This window comes from Pseudoxanthomonas sp. GM95 (genome assembly GCF_900109775.1).
In the GTDB taxonomy this organism is placed as follows: Bacteria; Pseudomonadota; Gammaproteobacteria; order Xanthomonadales; family Xanthomonadaceae; genus Pseudoxanthomonas_A.
Map to the genome: position 1 here is coordinate 354,747 of NZ_FOAX01000001.1, position 17,005 is coordinate 371,751.

The window sequence follows — 17,005 nt, forward strand, 5'->3', positions numbered from 1 at the left end:
ATGCCTGTTGTTGCTTCCACCTTTACCAAGCGCCTGCTGCTGGGCGTGCTCGCCAGCGCGCTGCTGGCCGCGCCGGCCTTCGGCCAGATGCTCCAGGGCAACACACTGCCGCAGGCGCGCCTGACCCAGCGGCCGCTGATCGTGGCTCACCGCGGCCACGCCTCGGCCGACCAGGCCGAGAACAGCCTCAAGCAGATGCAGGCCGTGGCCACCCGCCAGATCGGCGTGGAGATGGACCTGGCCACCAGCAAGGACGGCGTGCTCTACCTGCTGCACGACGACACCCTGGACCGCACCACCACCGGCACCGGCCCGCTGGCCGCGCAGGACAGCCAGGCGCTGGACAAGCTGCGGCTCAAGGACGGCAAGGGCCAGCCCACCGGCGAGGCGCTGCCGCGCCTGACCCAGGTGCTGGACTGGGCCACGCAGACGCCGGAAGTGATGCTGATCCTGGACCTCAAGGGCACGCCGGCGGCCAAGGTCGTGCCGCTGTTGAACGAACGCAAGCTGATCAACCGCGCGATCCTGCTGACCTTCGATCGCGGTCGCGCGGCCGAGGCGCTGAAGGCTTCACCGGACGTGCTGGTCTCGGTGCTGGTGACCAACCAGTCGGACATCAACTACTACCGCCGCATCGCCGGCCCACGCCCACTGGCGATGTACGTCTCCAACACCGCCAAGAGCAAGCTCTACGGCATGGTCCAGGCGGCCAGCGCCGTGGTCGTCACCGACGTCAACAAGGACGTGCTGGCTGGCGTGGACACGCTGGCCGACAAGGTCGGGAAAAAGGGCTGCAAGGCCTACCACGACTATCTCGACGAGCAGCACATCGACGTCCTGGTGACCAACAACCCGGTCTGCGCGGCCGAGACGATCAAGTAAGGCGAAGGTTTCACTTCTGCCAGAACGCACACGGGCCGCATCCAGCGGCCCGTGTGCTGTGAGGCAGATGAAACAGCCGTGGCTTACGGCAGGCCGGCCAGCCAGTCGTCGTCGCTGCCCTCGTTGATGTCGGCGAACAGCGGCGTGGAGAAGTAACGCTCGCCGGTGTCGGGCAGCATCGCCAGGATCACCGAGCCGGGCACAGCCTTCTCGGCCACTTCCAGCGCGGTGGCGACGGTGGCGCCGGCGGAGATGCCGACGAAGATGCCTTCTTCGGCCGCCAGCCTGCGCGAGGTCTCGATCGCACGCGTGTCGTCGATGGTGAACAGCTCATCGAAGACCTCGCGGTTGAGCACGTCCGGCACGAAGTCCGGGGTCCAGCCCTGGATCTTGTGCGGCTTCCATTCGTCGCCCTTCAGCAGCGCAGCGCCGGCCGGTTCGGTGGCGATGATCTTGGTTTCCGGGCGGGCGACCTTGAGCACTTCGCCCACGCCGGTCAGCGTGCCGCCGGTGCCCCAGCCGGTGACGAAGAAGTCCAGGCGCTTGCCGGCGAAGTCGCGCAGAATTTCCGGCGCGGTGGTGTTGCGGTGGTAGGCCGGGTTCGCCGGATTGGCGAACTGGCTGGCCAGGAACCAGCCGTGTTGCTCGGCCAGCTCTTTCGCCTTGCGGACCATGCCGCTGCCGCGCTCGGCGGCCGGGGTCAGGATCACCTTGGCGCCATAGGCGCGCATCAGCTTGCGGCGCTCGATGGAGAAGGTTTCCACCATGGTTGCCACGAACTTGTAGCCACGCGCCGCGCAGACCATCGCCAGCGCCACGCCGGTGTTGCCGGAGGTCGCCTCGACCACGGTATCGCCGGGCTTGAGCAGGCCCTTAGCCTCGGCGTCCAGGATGATCGCAAGCGCCAGGCGGTCCTTGACCGAGCCGCCCGGGTTGAACGATTCCACCTTGACGTAGACGCTGGTGTGCGCGGGCGCCAGGCGGTGCAGCTTGACCACCGGCGTGTTGCCGATGGTGTCCAGAATGTTGTCGTAGATGGCCATGTGGGACGGATCTCCGTAACGAAAAGGGGGAAGGCTCAGGCGGCGCGCGACAGCGTGTGCGCCGCGGCGTTGGAGGCGTGTGCAGGCGCGGTCAGCGGCGCGGCGCCGTACCAGTGCAGCGTGTGGGCCAGGGCAGTGACTTCGCCCAGGATCAGCAAGGCGGGCGAGCGCACGTCGAAGGCGCGTGCGGTTTCAGGCAGGTCGGCCAGGGTGCCGGTGACCACGCGCTGCTCGCGACGCGAGCCGTTTTCGACCAGCGCGAAGGGAATCGTCGGCGCGCGGCCGTGGGCGATGAGCTTGTCGCGGAAGGTTTCCAGCCCGGCCACGCCCATGTAGACGGCCAGGGTCTGGCGTTCCTGCGCCAGCGCCTGCCAGTCCAGGGTGTCCAGCGAGTCCTTGCAGTGCGCGGTGACCAGGCGCACGGCCTGGGCATGGTCGCGATGGGTCAGCGGAATGCCCGAGTACGCCGCGCACGCCAGCGCCGCGGTGATGCCGGGCACCACTTCGAACGGCACGCCGTGGGCCTTGAGGATCTCAAGCTCTTCGCCGCCGCGGCCGAACACGAACGGATCGCCGCCCTTCAGCCGCACCACGCGCTTGCCGGCGCGGGCGTGTTCCAGCATCAGGGCGTGAATGTCGTCCTGGTGGGTGCTGTGGCCCTTGGCGGACTTGCCGACTTCGATCCGGGTGGCATCGCGGCGGGCCATCGCCAGCACCTCGGCGCTGACCAGGCGGTCGTGCAGGATCACGTCCGCCTCGTTCATCGCGCGCAGCGCGTTGAGGGTGAGCAGGCCGGCATCGCCGGGACCTGCGCCGACCAGGGTGACGGTGCCGATGCTTGGTGCGTTGGGCGCCAGCGAGAGGGCGCGCTGCAGTTCTGCCTCGGCGGCGTCGTTCTGGCGCTGGCGCAGCAGGCGCGGCACGGCGCCTGCCAGCAGCTGTTCGAAGAAGCGACGGCGCTCGCCCATCTCGGGGAAACGCGCGCGGATACGGGCGCGCTGGCGGCCGAGCAGGGCGACCAGTTCGCCCCACGAGGCGTCCAGCAGCGTTTCCAGTTGGCGGCGGATGTGGCGCGCGACCATCGGCGCGTGGCCGCCGCTGGAGATGGCGATCTGCAGCTCGCCGCGCTCGACGATCGCCGGCACCTGGAAGCTGGACAGCTCGGCATCGTCGACCACGTTGGCCAGCAGGCGGCGCGCTTCGGCCTCATCGGCGACAGCGCGGTTGACCGCGTGATCGTCGGTCGCGGCGATCACCAGCCACACCTGCTCCAGCCAGTCAGGGATGAAGGTGCCAAGGTCCCACTGCACCCGGCCTTCGGCGGCCCATTGGGCCAGGCGCGGGGTCAGCTCGGGGGCGCCGATGCGGGGCAAAGCGCCGGCGTGCAGCAGGGCCTCGACCTTGCGTTCGGCGACCGCGCCGCCGCCGACCACGCGTACGGCGCGGCCACGCAGGTCAGCAAACAAGGGGAACAAGGCAGCGCTCACGGGACGGTCCAACGGGTAAGGGCCACGACGCTACGCGCCGCTTATGACCATCGGAAATGACTTGCCGCTGCGTTCAGATAACCCTACGTTATAAGCGGGCGCATCGAGAGCGCTTACAGTCGTTCACCCCCCACGGCCGGCATGAGCGGGCCTTTCGAGCCGATTTCCGATGACCCTGACCCAGCTGCGCTATCTGGTCGCCATCGCCGACGCCGACTTCAACATCACCCTGGCCGCGGCCCGCGTGCATGCGACCCAGCCGGGCCTGTCCAAGCAGCTCAAGCAGCTGGAGGACGAGCTGGGCTTCCTGCTGTTCGTGCGCAAGGGGCGCAGCCTGGACTCGGTGACCCCGGCCGGTGTCGAAGTGATCCAGCGCGCCCGCGCGCTGCTGGCCGAGGCCAACAACATCCGCACCTACGCGGCCAACCAGCGCCGCGAGAGCCAGGGCCAGCTGGTGCTGGCGACCACGCACACCCAGTCGCGCTTCGTGCTGCCGCACGCGGTGGCGCAGATCAAGCGCGCCTATCCGCAGGTCAGCGTGCACCTGCAGCAGGCCGCCGAGAGCGACGCGCTGGACCTGCTCGGCCAGGGCGACGCCGACATGGCGGTGATCAGCACCTCTGGCGACACCCCGCCATCGGGCCTGGCCGTGCCGCTGTACCGCTGGCGCCGGCTGGTGGTGGTGCCGCGCGGCCACGCGCTGGACCGCAAGGGCGTGGTACCGGACCTGGCGATGCTGGCCGGCCAGCCGCTGATCAGTTACGAATCCTCGACCCGGCCAGGCTCTTCGCTGCAGCGCGCCTTCGGCGAGGCCGGGCTGGAACCCAACATCGCCCTGACCGCGCTGGATGCGGACCTGATCAAGACCTACGTGCGCACCGGCATGGGCGTGGGCCTGCTGGCCGAGATGGCGCTCAGCGTTGGCGACGAGGACCTGCGCTCGTGGCCGGCGCCGAAGGAAATCAAGGAATGCATCGCCTGGGCGGTGCTGCCGCGCGAGCGCGTGCTGCGCGATTACGCGCTGGACCTGGTGCACGTGCTGGCGCCGCAGATCGACAAGCGCGACCTGCGCCAGGTGATGGATGGCAACCGCGATCCGGATTGGCCGACGCCACCGACGTGGGAGGCGTTGACGCAGACCATCACGAGTTGATGGACTGCGCTTCGGCGGGCTTTTGAAGCTTTAGAGCAAGAGCTTTCGTGCGGCTTCGCCGCCCGACCTACTTTCTTTGCTTGTGCAAAGAAAGCTAGGCAAAGAAACACACTCCGGGCGGCGCGCCTGCTTCGCAGGTTCGCTACGGGCCGACGGATTTTTGGAAGGGACATCCCTGTCCCTTCCAAAAACGACGTGCATCCATGCACGTCGCCCTGCGGGTCTTATCCTCGTCCCTTCGCCGTGCCTCACGGAGATCTGAAAGCGCAAGTAAGAGCAGCACCGCGCGCGGTGCCGATTTTGCTTTTGCTGTTGCACTGCTCTTGATCTTCAGTGCCTTCAAAGCGAGCCGAGCACCGCAGGCGGAAACGGCCGAAGAGGCGCGGGTGTCTGAGCGCAGCGAGTTCCCGCGCCGTGCCGTTTCCGGCGCGGAGCACAGGGCACCGATGCAAAGCATCGGCGAGTGTCAGGCGCTGGCGGTTTTGGCTACCTTTTGCCAAGACAAAAGTAGCTCGTGCGGCGAAGCCGCGCGAAAGCCTTTGCTTTGAAGGCTCTACCCAAAGCAAAAAACACAGGAAGCTGCTGCGCCGCATCAAGCCCATTCCACCTCCAAGCGCTACGCTGCGCCTCCCCCGCGTCCATGCAACGAACCATCAGGAGGCCATCGTGCCCAAGTACGTGATCGAACGTGACATTCCCGGCGCAGGGAAGCTGACGCCCGCCGAGCTCAACGGCATTTCCCAGCAGTCCTGCAGCGTGCTGCATGGCATGGGGCCGCAGATCCAATGGGTGCAGAGCTATGTCACCGACGACAAGATCTATTGCGTCTACATCGCGCCCGACGAAGCCAGCGTGCGCGAGCATGCGGCCAAGGGTGGGTTCCCGGCCAATTCGGTGGCGCAGGTGCGTACGGTGATCGATCCGACCACGGCCGAAGCCTGATCGCCGCACATCGTGACCCCGAAAAGCGCGCCGCCTGCCGGCGCGTTTCTCATGCCGGATCCATCGCAGGTGGCGGACCTTGGACCATGGTCTAGACTAGGCCGATGCTGCGCCACCGCCGCTTCCTGCTGACCATGCACCGGCTCGCCCTGATGGGCGCGCTGCTGATGGCGCTGGCGCCGGTGGTCAGCCGCTGGGTCCAGTCGCAGGCGCCGGCCGCGTCGCAGGCCATCCAGGCGATGTGCCATGGCGTGGCTGCGCCGGTGGCGACCATGCCCGAACATGCTGGTATGGAGCACGCGGGCATGACGCATGCCGGGATGCAGCACGCCGGCCATGCGATGAACATGGACATGCCGATGCAGATGGCCATGCCGCTAGCGATGGAGTACGGCGCGGGCATGCCGATGCCGCCGGGCCACGACGAAGCCGCCTGCGATTACTGCGTGCTGGCTGCCAACCTGCTGCCGTTCGTGCTGGTGCTGCTGGTGCTGGCCTTGCTGGCCCCGGCGATCCACACCTTCCTGCCGTCGCTGGCCCGTCCGCGGATCGGCGGCGCCTGGCCTGCCCACGCCGCACGCGGCCCGCCGCTCCTGGCCTGAAAGTCCTGACGTGCCTGCACCTTTGCGCCTGAAACCCGGCGTGCGGTGAAGGCTTGTGCGGCCTCCCGTCTGCAGGCCGGTCTTTCCCGGAGTGGTTCTCTCATGTTTCGACCCGTTTCCGCGGCGGTCGTGCCGTCGCGTTTGGCGACGGCGCTGGCCGTCTGCCTGTGCACGCCTGCGGCTTTGGCCCAGGTGTCACCCAGCACTTCTGATTCCGTTCCCGATGCACGTCGTGCGGACGACACGGCCCTGACCCTGGGCACCGTCCAGGTGGCCGGCCAGACCCAGGGCGCGCTGTCCACGCGCGGTGTGTTCAGTTCCGTCGATATCGTCGGCGCCGACCGCCTGCAGGACCAGGTCGTCGACCACAGCGCCGAACTGCTGGCACGCGCACCGGGCGTGCAGCTCACGCGTTTCCACATGGGCGTGGTGGGAACGAGCTTTTCGTTCCGCGGCTTCAATGCCGAGGGCCGGGTCAGCGCGATCAAGCTGTTGATCGATGGCATCCCGTCCAACGACAACACCGGCAACATGCCGTACCTGGATGGGGTGTTTCCGATCGAAATCGCCGCGCTGGAAGTGGTGCGTGGCACCAACGATCCGCGCTACGGCCTCAACGCGATCGCCGGCGACGTCAACGTGGTCACGCGCACGGGCGGCACCGACGGCCATGCGCGAGTGACCGTGGGCAGCTACGGCACGCAGGAGGTGCAGGTGACCAAGGGTTTCGAACAGGGCCCGTGGAGCGAGAACATCACCGCCGCCTGGCGCAGCACCGACAGCTATCGCGATCATGGCGACGGCCGCCAACGTGCGCTGTCCGGCAAATGGTTCTACACCGATCCCGACGCGCGCTGGCGCGCCGGCCTGACCGCACGCACGTATCGCAACGACGCACTGGAAGCGGGTTACTTCAGCACGCCGCAGCAGGTGCAGGACGCGCCGCGCAGCTCGCCCGGTTATGCGCGCGATGACCGCAGTCAGCGCCGCATCACCCAGCTGGCGCTGCAGGCCGAAGGCACGCTGACGCCGACCCTGGACTGGAGCACCAAGCTCCACCAGAGCCACTACGAAAACAGCCGCTGGGTGCGCTTTTCCGAAGCCGGCGTGCAGCAGGAGCGCGACAACGACGAAACCCATCGCGGCGTACTGGCGACGCTGACCTGGCGGCCGGTGGATGAGCGCTTCGTGCTGGAAGGCGGCGCCGACGCGCAGTGGCAGGACAACGCTGCGCAGCGCTATCGCACGCTGGCGCGCGTGCGCACCAGCCAGATCCGCGACTGGGATTTCGATCTGGAAACCCGCGGTGCGTACGTGCAGGCCGTGATCCGCCCGACCGCGCGGCTCAAGCTGGTGCCGGCCTACCGCATCGACCACATTGGCGGGCACCTGGACGACGGTCTCACCGGCGCGACCTATCCCACCTATGACTACGGCCTGGTGCGCCAACCGAAATTCAGCGCGTCCTACACGCTCAGCGATGCGGTCACCGCGTACGGAAACTGGGGCCGCACCTTCCAGGTGGGCGTGGGAGATGGCAGCTATCGCCGGGCGGAGGCCAACCTGCGGCCGTCGCTCAACGATGGCTGGGAAGCCGGCCTGCGCTTGCGTCCAAGCAGCTGGCTGGATGCGCGCGTGGCGTACTGGGAGCAGCGTGCATCGGGCGAGGTCGCCACCGTGCTGGGCGTCACCGGCACCGCCGATCAGAGCGCGGTGGCCAATGTCGGGTCCACCCTGCGACGCGGCTGGGATGCGCAGCTCAACCTGCACGCGGGCGAGCAGTGGGAAGGCTGGCTGTCGTATGCGCGGCAGAAGGCGACCATCGTCGATCCCGATCCCAGCGCGCCTGACACGCGTGGCCGCGAGATCGAGAACGTGCCGCACTACCTCGCCTCGGCCGGTGTGGAATTCCAGGCGACGTCGGCGTTCAAGCTCTCGGCCTCGGTGACGGCGCAGGGCGATTACTTCATCGACCGCACCAACACGCTCGGGCGCTACGGCGGCTATACGCTGCTGGATCTCGGCGCGGAGTGGGCCTTGCCGCACAACACGAGCCTGTCGTTGCAGTTGAAGAACGTCACCGATCGCCGCTACGTGTACGCCTGGTACGACACCGGCTCGTATGGCTATTCGCCCGGTGACGGACGCGCGCTGTACGCCTCGCTGGGTTGGGATTTCTGATGGCCGTGACCACTTGGCCGCAGGGCGAAGGCATCACCGCCAAGGCGCTGTATCGCGCGGTGTGGCGCTGGCATTTCTACGCGGGCCTGCTGGTGCTGCCGTTCCTGGCGTGGCTGGCGTTGACCGGCGCGGCGTTCGTCTATCACAAGCCGCTGGACCGGCTGGTGCATCACCACCTGCTGGTGGTGACGCCTTCGTCGACGCCACAGGCATCGCCGCAACGCATTGCTGAGGCCGCATTGGCAGCGCAGCCAGGGCAGGTGTTCCGCTATACCACGCCGGTCACCGCCGATGCCTCGGCCGAAGTGGGCGTTGTCACCGCGCGTGGCGAACGGCGCGTGGTCTATGTCGATCCGGGCGATGCACGCGTGTTGGGTTCGCTGCCCGATCGCGGCACCTTCGGCTGGACCATGCGCCGCTTGCACAGCCTGGACCTGCTCGGCACCTGGGCCAACGCCTTGATCGAGATCTCCGCGGGCTGGGCGATCCTGCTGGTGCTGACCGGCGTCTACCTGTGGTGGCCGCGTGGAAGGAAAGGCGGCGTCGTCACCGTACGTGGCAAGCCGGCGCAGCGCCTGTTCTGGCGCGACCTGCATGCGGTGACCGGCATCGCCGCTGGGGGTGCGCTGCTGTTCCTGGCGCTGACCGGGATGCCGTGGTCGTGGTTCTGGGGCGCGCAGGTCAATGCGCTGGCCAACGGGCATGACTACGGCTATCCGGCCGGCGTGCGCGTGCAGGTGCCGATGTCGCAACAGCGCCTGGCCCACAGCACGGTGCCGGCCTGGTCGCTGCAGCAGGCGCAACTGCCGCAGTCGACGCCACCGGACGCGATGGCCGACATGCCCAACATGGAACACGCCGGCCACGGCGGCATGGCGATGGGCGCCAGCGCACCGCAGGCCGGCGCGATCGGGCTGGATGCAGCGCTGAAACAGTTCGACTTGCGCGGACTTGCGCCGGGCTACAGCGTGTCGCTGCCGCAGGGTGCGCGCGGGGTCTATACCGCCTCGGTCTATCCGGACGACCTGCATCGCCAGCGCGTGGTGCATCTGGATCAGTACAGCGGCCAAGTGCTGCTGGACATGGATTACGCCGACTACGGTCCGCTGGCCAAGGCGCTGGAATGGAGCATCAACGTGCACATGGGCCAGGAATTCGGCTGGCTCAACCAGCTGCTGCTGGTGCTGGCCTGCGCCTGCATCGTGCTGCTGTGCGTGAGCGCGGCGGTGATGTGGTGGAAGCGTCGCCCAAGCGGATCGCTCGGCGTGCCGCCGCTACCCGCGCAACCGCGGGCATTGAAGGTGGTGGTCGGCCTGCTGGTGATCGGTGGCGTGCTGTTTCCGCTGGTCGGGCTGTCGCTGCTGCTGATGCTGGCAGTGGACCTCGGCTGGGTGATGCGGCGCCAGCGCCGCGCGGTATCGACGTAACGCGTGCCCACGCACAGCACGTGCGTGGCTTTGTATCGTAGGACCGTCGCGGCGCCGGTATGCGCCGCATTCCTTGAGGAGAGGCAAGGCTCATGTTGAAACCCGTCTTCACCGCGGCGTTGTTGTTGCTGTCCGCGTTCGCCCACGGCGCCACGCCTGCAGGCGTGCAGGTCAGCAACGCCTGGATGCGTGCCACGCCGCCGCAGGCGCCGACCGCTGCGGGCTATCTGACCGTGATCAACCACGGCGCCCAGCCCGACCGCCTGCTGTCGATCAGCAGCGATGCGGCCGAACGCGTCGAGCTGCACAGCAGCGACATGCAGGGCGGCGTGATGCGCATGCGCAAGCTCGACTATGGCGTCGCATTGCCTGCCGGGGGAACCGTCGCGCTGGCGCCGTCGGGCACCCACCTGATGTTCATCGCGCCGCGCAAGCCGCTGGTGGCCGGGCAGGTGGTCACCGCGACGCTGCGCTTCGCCCATGCCGCGCCGCAGGTGGTGCAGTTCAAGGTCATGCCGCTGGGTGCCATGCCGTCTTCCCATGACCACGACATGCCGGGCATGAAGATGTAGCCTCGCCTGCTCTGCAGGCCGGTCTCGCGCGACGCACAGGGGGTGTGGAAATGAAGCGGATGTCGATGATGGTGGCGCGCCTTTACGCGCCGGCCCCAGTACTGGTGATCGGCGGCTGGCTGGCCTCGTTCGCGGTCGAACACGCCGACGGCCTGCTGGGCGTGCACGGCGCGCGCCAGGCCGGCTCGCTGCTGGCCTTGCTGGGCACGGGCTTGGGCTTTGTCTGGGCGATGCTGGCCAGCTGGCGCCTGTACCTGTGGCTGCGCGGGATGGAACAGGGCCGCTGCCACTGCGGCGGCCTGCTGTCGCGCCCGCGCCGCAAGGGCCATGGGCCGGCGTATCGCAAATGCCTGGCCTGCGGCGAGAAGGTGCCGCTGGTGGCGCCGCCGATGCCCGACGCACCGTCGGGTACCTGACGTCGCTGTTGCTCAGGCCGGCGAGGTGCTGGCCTGTTCCAGCTCGGCTTTGGCCTGGTTGCGCAGCAAAAACCGCTGTATCTTGCCGCTGGGGGTCTTGGGCAATTCGTTGACGAAGGCGATCTCGCGCGGGTAGGCGTGTGCGGACAGGCGCTGCTTCACGTACTGGGCTAATTCGGTGGCCAGCGCGTCGCTGCCCGCGGCACCGGCGCGCAGCACCACGTAGGCCTTCACCAGCTCCAGGCGCTCGGGATCGGGTTTGCCGACCACGCCGGCCTCGACCACGTCGGGGTGTTCGAGCAGGCAACTCTCCACGTCGAACGGGCCGATGCGATAGCCAGCCGAGGTGATCACATCGTCGCTGCGACCGACGAAGGCGATGCTGCCGTCGTCATTGCGCTCGACCGTATCGCCGGTGAGGTACCAGCCGTCCTTGAACGGCTGCGTGTCCGCCTGCCAGTAGCCGCGGAAGAACAGCGCCGGCGAATCGGCGATGTGCACCGCCAGCATGCCCGGCGTGCCGACCGGCTGCGGCTTGCCGTCTTCGCCTAAAACTTCGAGTCGATACCCAGGCAGCGGATAGCCGGCGCTGCCGGCCTGCACCGGATGGGCCAGCGCGTGGTGGTTGCACAGGGTCATGCCGGTCTCGGTCTGGCCGTAGTGGTCGTGGATCAGCGTGCCCAGCGCCTTGTCGAACCAGCGGATCACTTCCGGGTTGAGCGGCTCGCCGGCACTGCTGACCGCACGCAGCTGGCCCTTGACCGCCGCGGCAGGCGCGTCGCCGGCGGCCATCAGCATGCGGTAGGCGGTGGGCGCGCCCATCAGGTTGGTCACGCCCAGCTGGGCGATGGTGGCGTAGCAGCTCTCAACGGTGAACGGGCCCTCGTGGAAAGTCGTCGAATGGCCCAGCGCCAGCGGCCCGGCGATGCCGTAGTACAGGCCGTAGGCCCAGCCCGGGTCGGCGATGTTCCAGAGCGTGTCGTCGGCGCGCAGGTCCACGGCCTCGCGCATGTACGTGGCCATCACGTCCAGCCCGTGCAGCGGCACCATCAGCCCCTTGGGCGCACCGACGGTGCCGGAGGTGAACATGATCATGCACGGGTCTTCGCGGGTCAGCGGGACCGGGTCGAACGCGGTCGGCAGGCTGTCCATCGCACGCCAGAAATGCTCCTCGCCGTCCGCGTCCAAGGTGAGGATCTGGGCGGTGGTGGCGATCTCGTCCAGCTTGGCGCGCTGGTCGCGCGCGGAGACCACCAGCCTGGCACCGCTGGTGGACAGGCGATGCTCCAGCGACTTGGGCCCGAACGCGGTAAACAGCGGCTGGTAGACGCCACCGGCGCGCCAGGTGCCCAGGATCACGATCAGCAGTTCCAGCCGGCGCGGCAGCAGCCCGGCCACCACGTCGCCGGGCTTGAGCCCGCGCGCGACCAGCAGGTGGGCGAACTGCGCCGACCAGCCATCCAGTTCCTCGAAGGTGTAGCGCCGCACCTGGCGCTGCAGGTCCACCCAGCACAGCGCCTCGCGCTGCTGGCCCAGGTGCGCGCCGACGCAGGTGGTCCAGGCGTTGACCGGTCCTTCCAGCGGTGCGGAAGGCGGTTGGCGGACGTGTTCGAAATAGTCGCGTGGTGTGGTCATGCGCGGGTCCCGAAGCGAGGCCCGCACAGTAACCCGATCAATACGCCAGCGGATGTTGTCCCGCGCCATGGCGCCTGGGACGCGCTGTTGCAGCGGCTTTGGCCACGCAAAAAAAAGGGCCGGCGCTCCTGCCGGCCCTTAAGGGGAGAGAGATGCAACGTGTGGCGTCATAGCTGCTCGTGGATACCGCATTCACGCTTGAGGCCGAAGAAGCGTGTGTCTTCCTCGCGCATGCCCGGCTCCCAGCGGCGGGTGGTGTGGAAGTCGCCGATCGAGACGTAGCCTTCTTCCCACAGCGGGTGATAGGGCAGGTCGTTGGCCTTCATGTACTGCCAGATGTCGCGATCGGTCCAGTCGGCGATCGGGCTGACCTTCCAGCGCTGCCCGCGCAGCTGCACGATCGGCGTGTGGGTGCGGCTGGTGGCCTGCTGGCGGCGCAGGCCGGTGAACCAGGTGCCGGCGTCCAGCTCGTCCAGGGCACGGCGCATCGGCTCGACCTTGCGCAGGCTGTTGTACTGCTCGATGCCCACCACGCCCTGTTCCCACAGGCGGCCATGGCGCGCTTCCATCCAGGCGCGGCTGACCAGCGGGCGGAAGATCTTGATGTTGAGCTTGAGCCGCTCGATCAGCTCATCGGCGAAGCGGTACGTCTCCGGGAACAGGTAGCCCGTGTCGATCAGGATCACCGGGATATCCGGCTTCTGCTGGGTGACCAGGTGCAGGGTCACCGCCGACTGCGCGCCGAAGCTGGACGAGAGCACCGCCTGCGCGGGTCCGTGTTCCAGGGCCCAGGCCACGCGCGCCTGCGCGCTCATCGTCTCGAGCGCGGTGTTGGCCTTGTCCAGGTCAACACTGTCGGGCGCAGTGGTCTCGTGGGGATCGTCGTTGGCGGGCAGCGCGGTCATGCGTGCAGTTCCACAGGGATCGAACGGTTGGTGGGATAGGGCGGCAGGTCGATCGCGCCGGCGCGATGCAGGAAATCGCCGAAGCCTTCGTCGGCGATGCGCTCGCTCGCGTAGCGGCCGAACAGCGGGTCCAGTTCGCCGAGGATCTGGTCTTCGGTGATGTTTTCGCGATACAGCGTGTTGAGGCGCTGGCCGCGATGGTCGCCGCCGAGCATCAGGTTGTAACGGCCGGGTGCCTTGCCCACCAGGGCGATCTCGGCCAGGTACGGGCGCGAGCAGCCGTTGGGGCAACCGGAGATGCGCAGCACGATCGGTGCTTCGGTCAATGCGTGTTTTTCCAGCAGCGGCTGCAGCTTGTCGCTGAACTCGGGCAGATAGCGCTCGGCTTCGGCCATGGCCAGGCCGCAGGTCGGCAGCGCCACGCAGGCCATTGCCTTGCGGGCCAGCGCGGTCGGCAACGCATTGCCGGCATCCAGGCCGTGCTGCTGCACCAGCGCATCGATGGCGACCTTGTGGTGCTCGCTGATATTGGAGATCACCAGGTTCTGGTTGGACGTCATGCGGAACTCGCCGCTGGCATCGGTGCCCTGCAGCAGCACGGCGATTTCGCGCAGGCCGGTCAGATGCGTGGCCGCGCCCACGTCGGCGATGCGGCCGGCGGAGATCGACAGGGTCAGGTGCCAGCGGCCATCGGTGCCCTGGGTCCAGCCATAGCGGTCGCCGTTGTGATCGAAGGAAAATGCACGCGCCGGCTGGAAGGTCACGCCGGCACGTTCCTCGATCTGCGCCTTGATGAAGTCCAGGCCCTTGTCGTCGATCGTGTACTTGAAGCGCGCGCGCTTGCGCACGGCGCGGTTGCCGTAATCGCGCTGGGTGGTGACCACCGCGGTAGCGACATCCAGCAGCTGTTCGCGGGTGATGAAGCCGACTACATCGGCCACGCGCGGGTAGGTTTCCGCATCGCCGTGGGAAGCGCCCATGCCGCCGCCAAGGCTCACGTTATAGCCGGCGATCTGGCCATCGTCACCGGTGATACCGATGAAACCCAGGTCGTTGGCGAACACGTCCACGTCGTTGATCGGCGGCAGCGCGAAGCCGATCTTGAACTTGCGCGGCAGGTACTTGTCGCCGTAGACCGGCTCGGTCTCCTCGCCGGCGCCGGCGACCTTTTCCTCGTCCAGCCAGATCTCGTAATAGGCGCGGGTGTTGGGCAGCAGGTGCTCGGAAGTCGCGGCCGCATCGGCGTAGAGCGTGGCGTGCGCATCGGACAGCAGCGGGTTGGCCGCGACCTGCACGTTGCGGTTGACGTCGCCGCAGGCGGCCAGCGTATCGATCAGCGCGGCGTTGATCGCCTGCATCGTCGATTTCAATTCGCGCTTGATGACCCCGTGGAACTGGAACGCCTGGCGCGTGGTGACGCGCAGCGAGTGGTTGCCGTACTCGGTAGCGATGGCATCCAGCTTGATCCACTGCTCTGGCGTGATGACGCCGCCCGGCGTGCGCGTGCGGATCATGAACTGGTAGGCCGGCTCCAGCTTCTGGCGACGGCGCTCATCGCGGATGTCGCGGTCGTCCTGCTGGTAGCTGCCGTGGTACTTGATCAGCGTCTGGTCGTCCTCGCGCAGCGCGCCGGTGACCTGGTCGGCCAGGCTTTCCAGCAGGCTGCCACGCAGGCGGCGGCTCTGGCCCTTGATGTCTTCGACGGAATGGTTGCTCATGATCGTTGGCTGACGAGGTCTTAGTAGACGTCGCGGCTGTAGCGTCCTTCGGTCTGCAAAGTGGTGAGGTAGTCGTGGGCGGCTTCGCTATCCAGCGCGCCGTGTTCGATGACGATGTCCTGCAGCGCGGCGTGCACGTCCTTGCCCATGGCGATCGAGCCGCACACGTAGAAGTGCGCGCCGGACTGCAGCCAGTCATAGACCTCGCGGCCGCGCTCGCGCAGGCGATGCTGCACGTAAAGCTTCTGCGCCTGGTCGCGCGAGAACGCCAGGTCCAGGCGGTTGAGTTCGCCGCGCTTGAGCGCTTCCTGCCACTCGCTCTGATAGAGGAAACCGCTGTTGAAGTGCTGGGTGCCGAAGAACAGCCAGTTGCGCCCGGTCGCGCCGGTCTCGGCACGCTCCTGCACGAAGGCGCGGAACGGCGCCACGCCGGTGCCCGGGCCGACCATCAGGATGTCGCGCGAGGCATCGGCCGGCACGCGGAAGCGGTCGTTGGTTTCGATGTAGACCGGCGCGTGGTCGCCTTCGGCCAGGTTGGCGAGGAAGCCGCTGGCCGAGCCGACGTGCTCGCTGCCGTGCGCGGTGTAGCGCAGCTCGTCCACGGTCAGGTGCACCTCGTCGCCGACGCGGGCGCGGCTGGAGGCGATCGAATACAGGCGCGGTGCCAGCGGACGCAGCGCGGTCAGCAGGCTTTCGGCCTCCCACTCGGCCGGCCAGCGACGCAGCACGTCGACCAGCTGGTGGCTGCCCAGCAGCGCGGAGAAATCGGCGTTGCGACCCGGCGCCAGCAGGTCGTTGAGCTCGCTGGCCTTGGCCTGGGCGGCGTGCGCGGCCAGGAACGGGCGCGAAAGCTTGGTGAGTTCGCGATGGCCGGCCAGCCAGTCGCGCAGGCTGCGCTCGGTGCCGTCGATGCGCAGGCTGGCGTTGCCGTCCAGCGACAGGGCGTCCAGCACCGGCTCGACCACGGCGTCGGGATTGCGATGGACAAAGCCCAGCGCGTCGCCCGGCAGGTAGGTCAGCCCGCTGCCTTCCAGCGAGAACTCAATGTGGCGCACCTGCTTGTCGCTGGCGCCGTGCTGGCCGAAGGCCGGGCCCTTGAAGTTGCGGCCGCTGATCGGCTGGTTGGCCAGCACTTCGGCCGAGAACGGCGCGCTGTGCGAGTACACCGGCGCCGACGCTGCGGCCGGACGCAGCGGCGTGACCGTGGCGCCGGTGGCCGGCGCGGCGGTCTTCAGCGTCTTCTTCGCCTGCTCCAGCGCCAGGGCGCGCCAGGGCAGGGCGACGGTGTCGATGTCCAGGTCGGCTTCGCCGGCGTCGAACAGGCGCGTGGCGCCCAGCTCGGCCAGGCGCGCGTCCAGGCGCTTGGAGATGCCGCAGAAATCGGCGTAGCTCGAATCACCCAGGCCCAGCACGGCGAACTTCAGGTCCGGCAGCTTGGGCGCGCGGCGGCCGTTAAGGAATTCGGTGAAGCCGATGGAATCGTCCGGCGGATCGCCTTCGCCCTGGGTGCTGATGACCAGGTACAGCAGGCGTTCGCTAGCCAGCTCGCGGGTAGCGTAGGTGTCTGCGCGGGCCAGGCGGACGGCCAGGCCGGCGCCTTCCAGCTCGGCGACCAGCGCTTCGGCGGCGCGCTTGGCGTTGCCGGTCTGGCTGCCGTAGAGGACCGTGGCGCGCTCGCCGGCGCTGGCCGCCGGGGCCACCGCCGCGGCCGAACCCTGCAGCAGGGCCAGGTGCGGAGCCGGGTGGGCGGCCTGGGCCAGGCCGGCGGTGAAGCCGGACAGCCACCACAGCGAGGCGCTGTCCAGGCCTTCGACCACGCGCGCCAGCAGCGCCTTGCGGTCATCGGGCAAGGGGCCGGCGGCCAACGCGGGAGGTGCAGCGGACATCGCAGATCCAAAGGCGGTTTCGTGGAGTGCCGATGCTAGGCCTGCGTGTCACAGGCCTGAAAGGATGCAGGGTTATGGGCTTATGCCCCCAGCTTATTTCGCCAGGGCATAAGCGGTGCCGATACTGCGGCGCCACCGGCAAGGCCCGCCATCACG

General features: G+C 68.2%; 15 protein-coding genes. 9 read left to right on the forward strand and 6 right to left on the reverse strand.

What is annotated here, in order from left to right; translation table 11 throughout:
• Positions 1-882, forward strand: a complete 882-nt coding sequence (locus BMZ17_RS01635) for a glycerophosphodiester phosphodiesterase family protein (RefSeq protein WP_093134502.1) — start codon at positions 1-3, stop codon at positions 880-882.
• Between the two features lie 83 nt (positions 883-965).
• On the opposite strand, the gene cysK is transcribed toward BMZ17_RS01635, so the two are convergent.
• Positions 966-1,925 carry a cysteine synthase A gene (gene cysK, locus BMZ17_RS01640; RefSeq protein WP_093134506.1) on the reverse strand — a complete coding sequence of 320 codons (960 nt, stop codon included), beginning with the start codon at positions 1,923-1,925 and terminating at the stop codon, positions 966-968.
• A 35-nt stretch (positions 1,926-1,960) separates the two neighbouring features.
• On the reverse strand, positions 1,961-3,412 hold the full coding sequence (gene cysG, locus BMZ17_RS01645) for a siroheme synthase CysG (RefSeq protein WP_093134511.1): 1,452 nt from the start codon (positions 3,410-3,412) through the stop codon (positions 1,961-1,963).
• 169 nt (positions 3,413-3,581) lie between these two features.
• Between cysG and BMZ17_RS01650 the strand changes: the two genes are divergently transcribed.
• From BMZ17_RS01650 to BMZ17_RS01680, 8 genes are all read left to right on the forward strand, one after another.
• Positions 3,582-4,565 (forward strand): LysR family transcriptional regulator, encoded by a 984-nt coding sequence (locus BMZ17_RS01650; RefSeq protein WP_093134516.1) that lies wholly within the window; start codon positions 3,582-3,584, stop codon positions 4,563-4,565.
• Between the two features lie 203 nt (positions 4,566-4,768).
• Positions 4,769-5,113, forward strand: a complete 345-nt coding sequence (locus BMZ17_RS20790; protein ID WP_139202769.1) for a hypothetical protein — start codon at positions 4,769-4,771, stop codon at positions 5,111-5,113.
• A gap of 118 nt (positions 5,114-5,231) precedes the next feature.
• Positions 5,232-5,507, forward strand: a complete 276-nt coding sequence (locus BMZ17_RS01655) for a DUF4242 domain-containing protein (RefSeq protein WP_093134521.1) — start codon at positions 5,232-5,234, stop codon at positions 5,505-5,507.
• Positions 5,508-5,611: 104 nt separating this feature from the next.
• Entirely contained in the window at positions 5,612-6,109 is a 498-nt protein-coding gene (locus BMZ17_RS01660; protein ID WP_093134524.1) for a DUF2946 family protein, read from the forward strand.
• A gap of 102 nt (positions 6,110-6,211) precedes the next feature.
• Positions 6,212-8,290: a TonB-dependent receptor gene (locus tag BMZ17_RS01665; RefSeq protein ID WP_093134529.1), complete on the forward strand. Its 2,079-nt coding sequence runs from the start codon at positions 6,212-6,214 to the stop codon at positions 8,288-8,290.
• Positions 8,290-9,717: a PepSY-associated TM helix domain-containing protein gene (locus tag BMZ17_RS01670; protein WP_093134533.1), complete on the forward strand. Its 1,428-nt coding sequence runs from the start codon at positions 8,290-8,292 to the stop codon at positions 9,715-9,717. The genes BMZ17_RS01665 and BMZ17_RS01670 overlap by 1 nt, the downstream gene beginning before the upstream one ends.
• A 92-nt stretch (positions 9,718-9,809) precedes the next feature.
• Positions 9,810-10,289 (forward strand): copper chaperone PCu(A)C, encoded by a 480-nt coding sequence (locus BMZ17_RS01675; protein WP_093134537.1) that lies wholly within the window; start codon positions 9,810-9,812, stop codon positions 10,287-10,289.
• A 68-nt stretch (positions 10,290-10,357) separates the two neighbouring features.
• Positions 10,358-10,705: a hypothetical protein gene (locus BMZ17_RS01680; protein WP_139202770.1), complete on the forward strand. Its 348-nt coding sequence runs from the start codon at positions 10,358-10,360 to the stop codon at positions 10,703-10,705.
• A 12-nt stretch (positions 10,706-10,717) separates the two neighbouring features.
• Here BMZ17_RS01680 and BMZ17_RS01685 read toward each other — a convergent pair whose 3' ends face one another.
• The 4 genes from BMZ17_RS01685 to BMZ17_RS01700 all read right to left on the reverse strand — a co-directional run bounded on the left by BMZ17_RS01685 (position 10,718) and on the right by BMZ17_RS01700 (position 16,849).
• A complete protein-coding gene (locus tag BMZ17_RS01685; RefSeq protein WP_093134545.1) occupies positions 10,718-12,340 on the reverse strand; it encodes an AMP-binding protein in 1,623 nt (540 codons plus the stop codon).
• 167 nt (positions 12,341-12,507) lie between these two features.
• Positions 12,508-13,245 (reverse strand): phosphoadenylyl-sulfate reductase, encoded by a 738-nt coding sequence (locus BMZ17_RS01690; protein ID WP_093134548.1) that lies wholly within the window; start codon positions 13,243-13,245, stop codon positions 12,508-12,510.
• Positions 13,242-14,963, reverse strand: coding sequence for an assimilatory sulfite reductase (NADPH) hemoprotein subunit (gene cysI, locus BMZ17_RS01695; RefSeq protein WP_093134553.1), 1,722 nt, complete (start codon positions 14,961-14,963; stop codon positions 13,242-13,244). Before cysI ends, BMZ17_RS01690 begins: the two co-directional genes overlap by 4 nt.
• A 20-nt stretch (positions 14,964-14,983) precedes the next feature.
• Complete coding sequence (locus tag BMZ17_RS01700; RefSeq protein WP_093134558.1) at positions 14,984-16,849, reverse strand: assimilatory sulfite reductase (NADPH) flavoprotein subunit; 1,866 nt, start codon at positions 16,847-16,849, stop codon at positions 14,984-14,986.
• Positions 16,850-17,005 lie beyond the last annotated feature (156 nt).

What these genes read in the sequence shown, in the direction of transcription:
- BMZ17_RS01635 (WP_093134502.1), top strand. Translation starts at nt 1, where the DNA reads ATGCCTGTTGTTGCTTCCACCTTTACCAAGCGCCTGCTGCTGGGCGTG.
- cysK (WP_093134506.1), bottom strand. Translation starts at nt 1,925, where the DNA reads ATGGCCATCTACGACAACATTCTGGACACCATCGGCAACACGCCGGTG.
- BMZ17_RS01650 (WP_093134516.1), top strand. Translation starts at nt 3,582, where the DNA reads ATGACCCTGACCCAGCTGCGCTATCTGGTCGCCATCGCCGACGCCGAC.
- BMZ17_RS20790 (WP_139202769.1), top strand. Translation starts at nt 4,769, where the DNA reads ATGCACGTCGCCCTGCGGGTCTTATCCTCGTCCCTTCGCCGTGCCTCA.
- BMZ17_RS01660 (WP_093134524.1), top strand. Translation starts at nt 5,612, where the DNA reads ATGCTGCGCCACCGCCGCTTCCTGCTGACCATGCACCGGCTCGCCCTG.
- BMZ17_RS01665 (WP_093134529.1), top strand. Translation starts at nt 6,212, where the DNA reads ATGTTTCGACCCGTTTCCGCGGCGGTCGTGCCGTCGCGTTTGGCGACG.
- BMZ17_RS01670 (WP_093134533.1), top strand. Translation starts at nt 8,290, where the DNA reads ATGGCCGTGACCACTTGGCCGCAGGGCGAAGGCATCACCGCCAAGGCG.
- BMZ17_RS01675 (WP_093134537.1), top strand. Translation starts at nt 9,810, where the DNA reads ATGTTGAAACCCGTCTTCACCGCGGCGTTGTTGTTGCTGTCCGCGTTC.
- BMZ17_RS01680 (WP_139202770.1), top strand. Translation starts at nt 10,358, where the DNA reads ATGGTGGCGCGCCTTTACGCGCCGGCCCCAGTACTGGTGATCGGCGGC.
- BMZ17_RS01685 (WP_093134545.1), bottom strand. Translation starts at nt 12,340, where the DNA reads ATGACCACACCACGCGACTATTTCGAACACGTCCGCCAACCGCCTTCC.
- BMZ17_RS01690 (WP_093134548.1), bottom strand. Translation starts at nt 13,245, where the DNA reads ATGACCGCGCTGCCCGCCAACGACGATCCCCACGAGACCACTGCGCCC.
- cysI (WP_093134553.1), bottom strand. Translation starts at nt 14,963, where the DNA reads ATGAGCAACCATTCCGTCGAAGACATCAAGGGCCAGAGCCGCCGCCTG.
- BMZ17_RS01700 (WP_093134558.1), bottom strand. Translation starts at nt 16,849, where the DNA reads ATGTCCGCTGCACCTCCCGCGTTGGCCGCCGGCCCCTTGCCCGATGAC.